Below are 11580 nucleotides of genomic sequence, written 5' to 3' on the forward strand. Positions count from 1 at the left end.
TTGCACCATCAGATATTGATCGTGGTTGTTGTTACTTAATGACGACCTCTACTTTTCAAACGTTTCCAATATACGTTCCAAGTCTTCATGGGAATAAAATTCAATCTCTATTTTTCCCTTCTGTTTTCCTTTATTGATGGATACAGCTGTACCGAGCCTGTCTCGCAACAGCGATTCTTGTTTTTCCAAAAACATATCCTTGTTCGGTTTGGGCTGTGCTTTTGTTGCTGGGTGTTCATTCAAATGGCTAATTAACTTTTCCGCCTGACGTACGTTCAATTTCTCTTTGCGTATCTGATTAGCCACCGACATAATTTGATTTTTATCTTTGATGCCAAGCAATGCACGTCCATGACCCATCGTAAGTTCACCATCGTTAATGGCAGTGACTGTATCATCCGGCAGAGACAAAAGTCGAACAATATTGGCGATGTGCGACCTGCTTTTGCCCAATCGTTTGGATAACGTGTCCTGCGTCACACCAAGCTCATTCATCAGATTATGATAGGCATGCGCTTCTTCAATCGGTGTCAGATCTTCCCGTTGCAGATTTTCCAAGAGCGCCACTTCCATCATTTTTTCGTCCGTTAAATCTTTAACCACAGATGGCAACGTGTCAAGCCCGGCTTCTTTAGCAGCTCGATAACGGCGCTCCCCGACGACAATTTCATAGCCTTTAATGCTTTTACGAAGAATGAGAGGTTGGACAATGCCATACGCCATGATAGACTCTTTCAACTCTTCTATCGCATCAGTGTTAAATGTTTTTCTTGGTTGATACGGATTCGGACGGCATTCATCAACCGGAATCTCCTGAATGATGTCATCATCTTTTTCTTCCGCATCCTGGGGAAAAAGCGCGTTAATACCTTTACCTAACCCTTTCGCCATTGCTTATCACTTCCTTCGCTAATTCAAGATAGACCTCAGCACCTTTGGATTTTGGATCATAGGTGATAATTGGCTCTCCGTGGCTTGGGGCCTCACCCAACCGGATATTTCTCGGTATAACAGACTGATACACTTTTTCCTGAAAATATTTTTTCACTTCTTCAATGACTTGAATACCAAGGTTTGTCCGTGCATCAAGCATAGTAAGCAACACACCTTCGATCATCAGTGATTTATTTAAATGTTTCTGCACAAGACGAATGGTGTTCAAAAGCTGACTAAGCCCTTCTAACGCATAAAATTCACATTGAACAGGAATCAACACGGTGTCTGCCGATGTCATGGCATTAAGGGTAAGCAATCCCAATGAGGGTGGGCAATCGATAATAATATAATCATAAGCTTCCTTAAAGCTTTCCAGTGCTTGTTTGAGACGTATTTCACGTGAAATGGTCGGAACCAATTCAATTTCCGCACCCGAAAGTTGAATCGTGGCGGGTATTATATCCAAATTTTGAACCGGAGTGGACACACAAACATTCTCGGCGGGTAAATCCTCCACCAGGACATTATAAATGCATTGATCCATGTCAGCCTTGTTTACACCAACACCACTCGTAGCGTTTCCCTGCGGATCCGTGTCGACAACCAAAACGCTGTTATTCATGCTGGCCAATCCGGCACTTAAATTCACGGCTGATGTTGTTTTCCCCACGCCACCCTTTTGATTGGCAATGGCTATAATCTTTCCCATGATGTCACCTACCTCAAGTCTATATCTATTATTCTATCATGTCTTTAAAAAAATGGGCTATTTATGCGACCATTTGTAAGAAAAAATTAATCGGCAACCATATGACGTCGACTCCAATTATTTTGGAATTTAAAAACCACTCACCTTTCTGCTGCAAAGATGAATGGTGTTTTAATTATATATATCATTAAATATCATTTCTGTTTCGGTATCTTAATGGTAATCTGGTAAAATTCATCACGGTCTTCTTCATCCGTCTCCACATCAATTCCTGTATCGGACACCATATTAAGCGACTGACGAATGGTATTCATCGCAATGCGAACATCTTTATTGACACCCTTACGTTTCGGCTGCTTTTTTGCTGGTTTTTCTGACGGCTGATCCAGCTTGGCAATATGTTCTTCGGCCTGTTTAACATTCAGGTCTTTTTCCATAATAGCCTCCAGCACCTTTTCCTGTTTTTCCGGATCGTTAACTTTAATTAACGCCCTTGCATGACGTTCGGTAATCTGTTTATCGAGAAGAGCGGTCTGTACTTTTTCCGGAAGTTTCAGCAGACGCAGTTTGTTCGCTATCGTTGATTGGTTTTTGCCAAGCCGTTGTGCTAAAGCTTCTTGTGTCAGCGAGTGCAAATCAAGCAACTGGGCATAGGCATTGGCTTCCTCCACTACTGTCAGCTCCTCTCGCTGCAGATTCTCTATCAGAGCAACAGAGGCGATTTCCGTATCGGTCATACTTCGGATAATGGCAGGAATATGACTCCATTCCAGCAATTGCACCGCGCGCCATCGTCGTTCACCAGTAATTAACTCATAGTGTGTTTCCTTTTCAATTTCGCGGACCACAATGGGCTGAATCATTCCATGCGTATGTATTGTTTGAGCAAGTTCCTCAATTTTTTCTTCATTGAATACGGCTCTTGGTTGGAATCGGTTCGGCTCTATTTTTGCAACAGGAAGTTCAGTTACCTCATCCGGATGGTAGGATTCTTCTTCTGGCACCGACTCGTTTTTGTCACCCATGCCAAATATTCGGTTCAATGGACTGACCATTAGCAAATCACCACCTTAAAAAACATATTCGGCCGTGCCGGAGCTACTGCTTCAGAAAATGCCGGCCACTGGATCAATCACAGTTTGATCTGAATGGTTCTGAACTACCTGTTTGTTCATCAGCATAACCGACAGCACTTATATTTCATGTTCCACGTGAAACAATCCCACTTCATTAATGACTTTAGACCAAAAAAATAGACTTACACAATCCGACAATATCATGTGTTTTCCCACATAAGATAATAATACGTTACTATTATTCTATCATATCTGACGACGAAAAAGTATGAAATCATAGCATAATCTTTCCATTCATTTTTCGTCCATTTATGTAATTGGCTTTTTGGTAGGCATTCCTGGTTTTCTCGGGTACTTTTTTGGTGTGACGTTCGTTTTATGTACCACAACAATGGATCGTTCGCTTTCTTCTTCAGGCAATTGAAAGGCATGGACAGTTTCCAGTTTTCCACCAAGCACGTTGAATGCTTTTGCCGCATTTTTAACCTCTTCGTCAACATTTGCTCCCTTCATTGCAATGAACGTGCCGTTTTTCCTTGTTAATGGAAGACATAATTCACTTAATACAGTCATTTTGGCAACGGCTCTAGCCATCACAATGTCAAAGGCTTCTCGATAAACACGATCGACAGCTGCCGTTTCAGCGCGGGCATGATGAAAAGTAACATCAGTTAGATGCAGCTCAGAAGCCAAGTGCTCCAAAAAATGAATGCGTTTCTTGAGCGAATCAACAATCGTAACCTTCAATTCAGGAAAACATATTTTGAGTGGGATGCTGGGGAAACCCGCCCCAGCACCCACATCACAAATATGACTGCCTTCCGTGAAGTCATGGTAAAAAGCTGCCGATACAGAATCATAGAAGTGCTTTAAATAGACATCTTCTTTATCGGTCAGCGTGGTCAGGTTAATCGTTTCATTCCAGTCCACCAGTGTATGAAAGTACGTTTCAAATTGAGCAATCTGCTTCTCGGTCAAATGAATGCCTTCAGCACGCAGTTCGTCTATAAATTGTTCTGGTGTCATTTAGCTGGACTCCTTTCTCCATGGCTTTCCAGTCGGCAATGATTCATTCGCACCGGCTTGGTTAGTTGGCAACCCGGGCGATTTTTCCCTGTTCAATATAAACGAGCAAAATGGATATATCAGACGGATTAACACCGGCAATACGGGAGGCCTGACCGACCGACAGCGGCCGCACGGTTTTCAGTTTTTCCTTCGCCTCAGAAGCAATACCATCAATATCGTCATAATCGATGTTATCAGGGATCGTCTTGTTTTCCATTTTCAGCATTTTGTCCACTTGTTCGTTTGCTTTCTTAATATAGCCTTCATACTTGATTTGAATTTCAACTTGTTCCCTGACGATTGGCGGCAATTCATCATTCGGTTCAATAATCTGTTCCACCATATCATAAGTGACTTCCGGACGCTTCAACAGATCGTATGCTTTGACCGCTTCTTTCAACGGAGATCCATTGGCTTCCTTCAACATCGATTGCACAGGTTCTTCCGGTTTGATAACGATCTTTCCAAGACGTTCTTTTTCTTCTTCAACAAGTCGTTTTTTCTCAGTGAATTGCTCATATCTATCGTCGCTGATCAACCCGTAAGAATACCCGATTTCCGTTAGACGCATATCCGCATTATCATGACGGAGAAGCAGACGATACTCAGCACGAGATGTCAGCAAGCGATATGGTTCTTTCGTTCCCTTGGTCACCAAATCATCAATAAGAACACCGATATAAGCCTGGGATCGGTCCAAAATGAGTGGTTCTTTGCCGAGTACTTTGGCTGCGGCATTGATTCCAGCCATAATACCTTGTGCAGCAGCTTCCTCATAACCAGACGTCCCGTTAATTTGTCCGGCTGTGAACAACCCAGGCACTTGTTTTAATTCCATTGTTGGCCAAATCTGTGTCGGAATGACCGCATCATATTCAATGGCATAGCCTGCCCGCATAATTTCAGCATTTTCCAATCCTGGGACCGTTTTGATCATCTCATGCTGCGTATATTCCGGCAATGAGGTTGACAGTCCTTGCACGTAAACTTCTTGGGTATCCCGCCCTTCCGGCTCAAGGAATACTTGATGGCGCGGTTTGTCATTGAATCGGACAATTTTATCCTCAATCGACGGACAATAACGCGGTCCTGTACCGCGTTTCATGCCGGAATACATTGCGGACAACGACAAATTATCGTTAATAATCTGATGTGTGAATTCATTCGTATACGTGAGCCAGCATGGAATCTGATCGGTAATATACTCCGTCGTTTCATAGGAAAATTGTTGCTGCTTAGCATCCCCCGGCTGTTCTTCCGTTTGGGAATAGTCAATGGTGCGACTGTTGACCCTTGGTGGTGTGCCTGTTTTGAACCGTGTTAGGGAGAGACCGAGCTCCTCCAGATTTTCGGATAATTTAATGGAGGCGCGTTGATTGTTTGGACCACTTTCATATTCCAGATCCCCCATCAATACTTTCCCACGCATAAAGGTTCCGGTGGTAACGATCACCTTATCCGCATAATAGGCAGCTTTCGTCTCGGTAATAACCCCTTTGCACTCGCCATCCTCCATGATCAATTCGTTGACCATACCTTGGCGAAGTGTTAAATTCTCTTGACTTTCCAGGACATGTTTCATTTCTTTAATATACAGCGGCTTATCCGCCTGTGCCCGCAAAGCCTGAACAGCGGGACCTTTTCTTGTGTTCAACAACCGCATTTGAATGTGTGTTTTATCTATGACTTTAGCCATGACACCACCAAGGGCATCCACTTCACGGACGACAATGCCTTTAGCAGGTCCACCAAGTGATGGGTTGCACGGCATGAAAGCAATCATGTCCAGATTCAGCGTCAGCATGAGCGTGTTTGCGCCCATTTTTGCTGCGGCGACACTTGCTTCTGCACCGGCATGGCCTCCGCCGACAACGATAACGTCATAATGTCCAGCGTCATATACCATTGTGTTCACCCTTTCTTTTACTATTATGAAACAAACCACTATCCTTTTAAAACGAAACCTTCATCGTTACGGGCTATTTTCCAAGGCAAAATTGGGAAAACAATTGATCAATCAAACTCTCGCTGGCCGTATCACCAACGATTTCACCCAAAAATTCCCACGTTCTGGTGACATCAATCTGTACAATATCCAGCGGCATATCCATTTCTAAACTCCCCATAGCGTCTTCGAGTGCCTGTTTGGCTTGTTTGAGAAGCTGGATATGTCGAACATTGGTGACATATGTCATATCACCAGTATCAATATCACCGGCAAAAAATGTTCTGGCAATGGCCGATTCCAACTGATCAATGCCTTCTTCCTGGATAAGGGATGCTGTGATCACAGGTTTCCCGGAAGCACGTTCGTTGACGTCGTTTATATCAAGTTTCTGATCCAGGTCCGTTTTATTAATCATCACAATATAATCAAGACCTTGCACCGCTTCAAACAGTTTCTCATCTTCCTCGGTCAACGGTTCATTATAATTCAGTACCAGAAGCACCAGATCGGCTTCCTGAAGAGCTTCGCGGGATCTGTCAACACCCATTTTTTCAACGATATCCTCCGTTTCCCGAATTCCGGCCGTGTCCACCAATCTAAGCGGGACACCACGGACATTGACATATTCCTCTATAGTATCACGAGTTGTTCCCGGTACTTCCGTTACAATCGCCTTATTTTCATGCACGAGTGTATTCATCAAAGAGGATTTACCGACGTTCGGACGACCAATAATCGCTGTAGCCAAACCTTCACGCAAAATTTTCCCCTGTTTGGCCACTTGGAGCAAATGGTCCAATTCCTGATGCACGTCCTTTGTTTTGTCTTGCATCATAGTCTTTGACATTTGCTCCACATCATCATACTCCGGATAATCAATATTTACTTCCACGTGGGCAACAGTTTCCAGAAGCTCTTGTCTGAGTCGCCCGATTAATTGCGACAATCGGCCGTCCATCTGCTTAAATGCCACCGACATGGCTTTGTCCGTTTTGGAGCGGATGATATCCATGACTGCTTCCGCCTGTGATAAATCAATCCGGCCATGTAAAAATGCCCGCTTGGTAAATTCACCCGGTTCGGCAATCCGTATGCCTTTATCAAGAGTGATTTCTAGTACACGGTTCACCGCAACCATTCCACCGTGACAATTAATTTCAACAACATCTTCCCGTGTGAATGTTTTAGGTGCCCGCATAACAGTTACCATCACTTCTTCAACAACGTGACCAACGGCTGGGTCAACAATTTTACCATAATGAATAGTATGCGTTTCTACTTCAAGCAAATTTTTGCCCTGAAACAATTCAGCCGTTACCGGAATGGCTTGTTCACCGCTCAGTCGGACAATCGATATCGCTCCCTCACCAACTGGTGTTGATATGGCCGCAATTGTCTCTGTCTCCATGGTTATCACCTCCATCTTTTTTCATTTTGACATCTATATAACGTGAAACAATATTCAGCGGAAAAATCTCTTCTTTCCACTGAATGTCATTGTTTGAATCAGGTATGGACGGATTGTTGATCCCCCTTTTTACATTTGTGGTTTTCCCACAGTCAGCAGCAAAATGTGATAACACATTAACATATGATAAAAGCTATTTATTTACATGCCACTAACACAATAGAATATCATAAAATCAGTCAAAAATAAACTTATCCACATGTAAATAATTAATCGATACAAAAAATCTTTTTATCCACATGTGAATAAAAAGATCATAAAACTTTATACGGTGACCCTAGCAACTTCCCCCTTGCACGACAAAAAACGCCCGGGAGTTGGTTTCCCGGACGTTTCATCGTAATCGTCTATATTATGGTCTGATAACGATATGCCGATGGGGTTCCAGCCCTTCCGAGGCTGTTGCTACATGATCATTATTTTGCAAGGCATGATGAATAATTTTGCGCTCAAAGGCCGGCATTGGCTCAAGTGATACCACTCTGTGAGATCGAATGGCTTTTTCGGCCATTTTATGAGCAAGTGATTCCAATGTTTCTTTGCGCCGTTCCCGATACCCCTCCGCATCAACCGCTACGGTATAGTGATCATGCCTGTCTTTATTAATGACTAGGTGCGTCAAATATTGAATGGCATTTAACGTATGTCCGTGTTTCCCAATCATTAATCCAATATTTTCTCCGGTTATATTAAAATAAACATGACTGCCATGGACGGCTGTTGTCACCTCTGCAGTAAGACCCAAATGGTCCACAATCGACGCCAAATATGTCTCTACATTTTCCACTGGATCCACCGGGATACGAACCTTCACAATTGCCGGTTTAGACCCGAAGACGCCGAGAATACCTTTTTTGCCTTCATCAACAACATCTACGTCCACCTGGTCCCGTGTGGTGTCTAACTGCATCAGTGATGATTGGACCGCTTCTTCAACCGTTTGCCCGCTGACAGTTATTTCTCTCACGTTTTGTCTCCCCCAGTTTTTTGATCATTCATCATTGGCTTGCGGATTAACAAGGTCTGGGCAACCATAAAGATGTTACCGACGACCCAGTACAACGCCAACGCTGATGGAAAGATAAACGCAGCAATCGTAATAAAGATGGGCATCACATATAGCATAACCATCATTTGTGGATTTTGTGCCGCCGCACTTCCCGCCATCATTAACTTCTGCTGCAGAAATGTTGCTGCACCAGCGATAAGTGGCAGAATAGGATCCGATGACCCCAATTCAAACCAGAGAAAAGAATGTTCGCTAACCTCTTGCGTACGCCTGATGGCATGATACATTGCAATCAAAATCGGCATCTGTACAAAAATCGGCAGACAACCTGCAAGCGGATTCACTCCATGCTTTTGAAACAATTGCATCGTTTCCTGCTGCAACTTTTGCTGAGTATTGGCGTCTTTAGAAGAATATTTCTGCTGTAATTCTTTCAGTTCTGGCTGTATCTCCTGCATCGCTTTAGAGCTTTTCAATTGTTTAACGTTTAACGGAAGTAGAATCAGACGGATAAAAATCGTCAAAACAATAATCGACAGGCCGTAACTGCCATTGAACAGCCCCGCCAAATATTTGATCGTCTCCGATAACGGATAGACAAAATATGAATTCCAGATACCTTCACTTTCCGAGGTGATCGGTTCATTGATTTGCATACATCCGGACAATATTGCTGTCAGCCCGACCACAGCCATCAGCAATAGCATTTTTTTACGCAACGCATTTCCTCCTAACTGACAAAACACCTATGTATCCTATTTTCGTAGTTATTTTACCATTAAATAAATGTAAGATTCTATATAAAAATGAAAAACGTCGTTATTTTTTCGATAACAACTTTTCTTTGGACAATAAATGAATCAAACTTTTTTTTACGCCGTTATAGTCCATTCGTCTTGTAGGCTTTCGTGCAATGATAATCAAATCATAAACCGGGGAAACTCTTGATTCCAATTCGCGAAAAGCTTCTCTCAAATGACGTTTTATTCTATTTCTAGTGACAGCATTGCCAATCTTTTTTCCAACAGACAAGCCAATACGAAAATGGGTTTGCTCTGACTTCTTTATATAATATAGAACAAGCTGTCTGTTTGCAAATGACGAGCCATGTTGAAACATATGTTGAAATTCTTTATTCGCTTTTATCCGATACGCCTTTTTCAATGCCATCACCTTTACCATGCTATCCGGATCCTCGTTCACCGTTCACCCGAAAAAATTCTATGTTCAAAATTAGGTTTATGCGTTTATGTCTTAAGTGGAAAAAAGACCACTGAATGATTCAGTGGTCTATGCAGATAATACTTTTCTTCCTTTACGACGACGGCGCTTCAAAACCTGACGGCCATCTTTTGTGCTCATACGGTTACGAAACCCGTGCACTTTTTTACGTTTGCGATTATTTGGCTGAAAAGTACGTTTCATATATCCTGCACCTCCCTGAGGAATAACAAATCTATCTTGTTCTTTTTTATGACAGTCTAATTCATTATAAGGAAAACAACTTCGGCCTGTCAATGTTTGCTCGGAAAAAACTTATCCACACTTTATTGTGCTCCAAATTTCAACACGTTTACACTATCCACAACGTATATCGACAGCCTATTCACAAAACCAGATAATGTGGACACATGATGTCTACATCCAGCGAATTCTGTGGATAACTGTCGATAAACCGTTGCACTACCCGTTTTTATTTGGTATTATATTTGTGTTTAAGCGTGTGAATAAAACATTCAGCAATAAATGTTATCAACAATCTGTGGATAAAGTGTGAATAATCGTTCACACTCTATCAACTCGTCCATAAACATAGTTGTGGATGATGTAAACAAACGACATATGATCGCTTCACACTGGGAACATATCATCCACAGTTTATAAAACATGCCAAATTATTCTACAAAACCTTTCCATCTTTCATGACTAAGACCCTTGCGAAAGATTAAGGAAAGGTTTTTCTATCATCTTCGGGTACAGAAAGAGGTGACTTTTCATGGAAAATGTCGACGATCTATGGAATGCGGCATTAAAGAACGTCGAGGACAAAATAAGCAAACCCAGTTATGAGACGTGGCTAAAAAACACAAAAGCCGAATCCCTGGATAATAATACATTGATTATATCTGCACCAAATGAATTTGCACGGGACTGGTTGGAAGGCCATTATACTGGTCTGATCGACGATATACTGCTGGAGCTCACCGGAGCCGAACTGTCAACTCGGTTTGTCATCCCGGATGCTAATGAATCGGAAGACGATGTGGGCCAGTCCCCCAAGAAAATTCCGACGGCAAATACAGGCAATGATACAAATGAAGCAAAAACTATGCTGAATTCCAAATATACATTTGACACGTTTGTTATTGGATCTGGCAACCGTTTTGCGCATGCCGCATCTCTGGCTGTTGCTGAAGCACCGGCACGGGCATACAATCCACTATTTATCTATGGCGGCGTCGGCCTGGGAAAAACACATTTGATGCACGCAATTGGGCATTATGTTCAAGATCATAATCCAAAAGCCAAAGTCGACTATTTGACATCCGAAAAATTTACGAACGAGTTTATTAACGCCATTATGGAAAACAAAGCAGCCAATTTCCGCAACAAGTACCGAAATGTGGACATCTTACTTATAGATGATATTCAATTTCTTGCTGGAAAAGAACAAACACAGGAAGAATTCTTCCATACATTTAATACATTGCACGAAGAAAACAAACAAATTGTCATTTCCAGCGACCGTCCACCAAAGGAAATTCCGACACTGGAAGACCGTTTGCGCTCAAGATTTGAATGGGGATTGATTACAGATATCACGCCACCTGACTTGGAAACACGAATTGCTATATTAAACAAAAAGGCAAAAGCAGAGGGGCTTGACATAGCGAATGAAGTTATGTTGTACATTGCGAATCAAATAGACACCAATATACGGGAGCTCGAAGGAGCACTGATACGTGTTGTCGCCTACTCCTCTTTAGTGAATCAGGATATTGATGCATCCCTTGCAGCAGATGCCCTAAAAGATATCATACCGAGCAGCAAACCACGCACAATTACTATCCATGGAATTCAAGAAGCTGTGGGAGAAAAATATAATGTAAAATTGGACGACTTTGCTGCTAAAAAACGAACAAAATCCATTGCGTTTCCCCGTCAGATTGCTATGTACTTAGCACGTGAATTAACCGATTTCTCCTTGCCAAAAATCGGCGACGAATTCGGTGGGCGCGATCATACAACAGTCATTCACGCTCATGAGAAAGTCGTTAAAACCATGGAGAACGACACATTGCTGCAAAAAGATGTGGAAGAATTAAAAGAACAACTAAAATCATTCTAGTACTGGGTCGTTGTTAA

11 protein-coding genes are annotated in these 11580 nt (G+C 42.4%); 1 reads left to right on the top strand and 10 read right to left on the bottom strand.

Annotated features, from left to right (window positions below):
* Positions 1-48: 48 nt before the first annotated feature.
* The 10 genes from ACZ5Q7_RS04165 to rpmH form a co-directional block, all read right to left on the bottom strand.
* Entirely contained in the window at positions 49-891 is an 843-nt protein-coding gene (locus ACZ5Q7_RS04165; RefSeq protein WP_343751816.1) for a ParB/RepB/Spo0J family partition protein, read from the bottom strand.
* Positions 872-1645 carry a ParA family protein gene (locus ACZ5Q7_RS04170; protein ID WP_343751815.1) on the bottom strand — a complete coding sequence of 258 codons (774 nt, stop codon included), beginning with the start codon at positions 1643-1645 and terminating at the stop codon, positions 872-874. Before ACZ5Q7_RS04170 ends, ACZ5Q7_RS04165 begins: the two co-directional genes overlap by 20 nt.
* Before the next feature lie 194 nt (positions 1646-1839).
* Complete coding sequence (gene noc / locus ACZ5Q7_RS04175; protein WP_343751814.1) at positions 1840-2700, bottom strand: nucleoid occlusion protein; 861 nt, start codon at positions 2698-2700, stop codon at positions 1840-1842.
* Between the two features lie 330 nt (positions 2701-3030).
* Positions 3031-3747, bottom strand: coding sequence for a 16S rRNA (guanine(527)-N(7))-methyltransferase RsmG (gene rsmG / locus ACZ5Q7_RS04180; RefSeq protein ID WP_343751812.1), 717 nt, complete (start codon positions 3745-3747; stop codon positions 3031-3033).
* A 61-nt stretch (positions 3748-3808) separates the two neighbouring features.
* On the bottom strand, positions 3809-5695 hold the full coding sequence (gene mnmG / locus ACZ5Q7_RS04185) for a tRNA uridine-5-carboxymethylaminomethyl(34) synthesis enzyme MnmG (protein WP_343751811.1): 1887 nt from the start codon (positions 5693-5695) through the stop codon (positions 3809-3811).
* A gap of 73 nt (positions 5696-5768) precedes the next feature.
* Positions 5769-7145, bottom strand: coding sequence for a tRNA uridine-5-carboxymethylaminomethyl(34) synthesis GTPase MnmE (gene mnmE / locus ACZ5Q7_RS04190; protein WP_343751810.1), 1377 nt, complete (start codon positions 7143-7145; stop codon positions 5769-5771).
* A 412-nt stretch (positions 7146-7557) separates the two neighbouring features.
* Entirely contained in the window at positions 7558-8172 is a 615-nt protein-coding gene (jag, locus tag ACZ5Q7_RS04195; RefSeq protein ID WP_343751808.1) for an RNA-binding cell elongation regulator Jag/EloR, read from the bottom strand.
* Positions 8169-8933 (bottom strand): YidC family membrane integrase SpoIIIJ, encoded by a 765-nt coding sequence (gene spoIIIJ / locus ACZ5Q7_RS04200; protein WP_343751807.1) that lies wholly within the window; start codon positions 8931-8933, stop codon positions 8169-8171. The genes jag and spoIIIJ overlap by 4 nt, the downstream gene beginning before the upstream one ends.
* Before the next feature lie 100 nt (positions 8934-9033).
* Complete coding sequence (gene rnpA / locus ACZ5Q7_RS04205) at positions 9034-9378, bottom strand: ribonuclease P protein component (RefSeq protein ID WP_343751980.1); 345 nt, start codon at positions 9376-9378, stop codon at positions 9034-9036.
* A 126-nt stretch (positions 9379-9504) separates the two neighbouring features.
* Positions 9505-9639 (bottom strand): 50S ribosomal protein L34, encoded by a 135-nt coding sequence (gene rpmH, locus ACZ5Q7_RS04210; RefSeq protein WP_343751806.1) that lies wholly within the window; start codon positions 9637-9639, stop codon positions 9505-9507.
* A 571-nt stretch (positions 9640-10210) separates the two neighbouring features.
* Here rpmH and dnaA point away from each other — a divergent pair.
* Positions 10211-11563 (top strand): chromosomal replication initiator protein DnaA, encoded by a 1353-nt coding sequence (gene dnaA, locus ACZ5Q7_RS04215; RefSeq protein ID WP_343751805.1) that lies wholly within the window; start codon positions 10211-10213, stop codon positions 11561-11563.
* Positions 11564-11580: the final 17 nt, after the last annotated feature.

This window comes from Lentibacillus halophilus, assembly GCF_055395055.1.

Excerpts from the sequence above, each read along its gene's own strand:
- mnmG (WP_343751811.1), bottom strand. The coding sequence starts at position 5,695 with ATGGTATATGACGCTGGACATTATGACGTTATCGTTGTCGGCGGAGGC.
- rsmG (WP_343751812.1), bottom strand. The coding sequence starts at position 3,747 with ATGACACCAGAACAATTTATAGACGAACTGCGTGCTGAAGGCATTCAT.
- noc (WP_343751814.1), bottom strand. The coding sequence starts at position 2,700 with ATGGTCAGTCCATTGAACCGAATATTTGGCATGGGTGACAAAAACGAG.
- rpmH (WP_343751806.1), bottom strand. The coding sequence starts at position 9,639 with ATGAAACGTACTTTTCAGCCAAATAATCGCAAACGTAAAAAAGTGCAC.
- ACZ5Q7_RS04170 (WP_343751815.1), bottom strand. The coding sequence starts at position 1,645 with ATGGGAAAGATTATAGCCATTGCCAATCAAAAGGGTGGCGTGGGGAAA.
- mnmE (WP_343751810.1), bottom strand. The coding sequence starts at position 7,145 with ATGGAGACAGAGACAATTGCGGCCATATCAACACCAGTTGGTGAGGGA.
- ACZ5Q7_RS04165 (WP_343751816.1), bottom strand. The coding sequence starts at position 891 with ATGGCGAAAGGGTTAGGTAAAGGTATTAACGCGCTTTTTCCCCAGGAT.
- dnaA (WP_343751805.1), top strand. The coding sequence starts at position 10,211 with ATGGAAAATGTCGACGATCTATGGAATGCGGCATTAAAGAACGTCGAG.